This is a genomic window from Pseudochrobactrum sp. AO18b (genome assembly GCF_000409565.1).
GTDB classification, from domain to species: domain Bacteria; phylum Pseudomonadota; class Alphaproteobacteria; order Rhizobiales; family Rhizobiaceae; genus Pseudochrobactrum; species Pseudochrobactrum saccharolyticum.
The window spans coordinates 1-929 of sequence record NZ_ANNO01000450.1 but is presented as its reverse complement, the minus strand read 5'-3'; the positions used below and the strand labels follow the sequence as shown (position 1 = coordinate 929).

1 protein-coding gene and 1 pseudogene are annotated in these 929 nt (G+C 55.8%); one reads left to right on the top strand and one right to left on the bottom strand.

Translation table 11 applies throughout. The features are described 5' to 3' along the window. A pseudogene (locus tag A918_RS22350) lies at positions 1–107 on the top strand (DNA repair protein RecO); the annotation flags it as partial. Here the strand turns inward: A918_RS22350 and A918_RS0117035 are convergent. Further along, positions 108–929 (bottom strand): MFS transporter (locus A918_RS0117035; protein ID WP_022712225.1); only part of this gene is annotated, 822 nt, incomplete at its 5' end.

Below are 929 nucleotides of genomic sequence, written 5' to 3'. Positions count from 1 at the left end.
TTAAACTGACCGGCTTTTTCTTTACCCGCCATGTGTGGGAGCCGCGCGGGCAGCAACAGCCGGAGTCGCGCTCCGGCTTTATTTCTGCTTTAAATCGGGCCGCTTAATCAGGCTGCTGCGAGTACAGGGCGTTGTACTGCTGTTTCACGGATCGGCAGATGGATAAGCGCCGCAAACAATCCGAGAATAATGCTCAGCCACCACACCGCATCATAGCTGTTGTAAATCTGGTAGAGCGTGCCGCCCAGCCAGACACCAATGAATGAGCCAATCTGGTGCGAGAAGAACACCATGCCGCCCAGCAGGCCGAGATGGCGTGTGCCGAACATGGTGGCGACAAGACCATTGGTCGGCGGTACGGTTGAGAGCCAGAGCAGCCCCATAATGGCCGAGAAGATCAGCACACTGGTGCCGGACTGCGGCAGCAGGATAAAACCGGCGACGAGTATTGAGCGCAACAGATAGATCAGCGCCAGCATTTTCGGTTTGGAATGGGTCTGGCCGAGGAAACCTGCACCAAGTGATCCGATAATGTTGAAGAAACCGATCAGCGCGAGCCCCCAGACCGCATAATGCTTATCCACGCCGATATCGGAAATATAGGCCGGAAAATGCGTGGTGATGAAAGCCACCTGAAAGCCGCAAACAAAGAAACCAGCTGTCAGAAACAGATAGCTTTTGTGGCTCAATGCTTCTTTGAGCGCCTCGGCAACAGTTTGCTTGGCACTCGTGTCCGGCATCCGTGCATTGGAGGCATTGCCGCGTAGCGGAATGGCCAGCAGCGGTACCAGCAGCATGGCAACGCCAAGCCAGACCAGCGCATCTGACCAGCCGAAGCGTTCAATCAGACCCAGAGAAATCGGTGCAAAAGCGAACATACCCGCAGAACCGGCAGCCGTGCCCAGACCAAAGACCAAACTGCGCTGTTG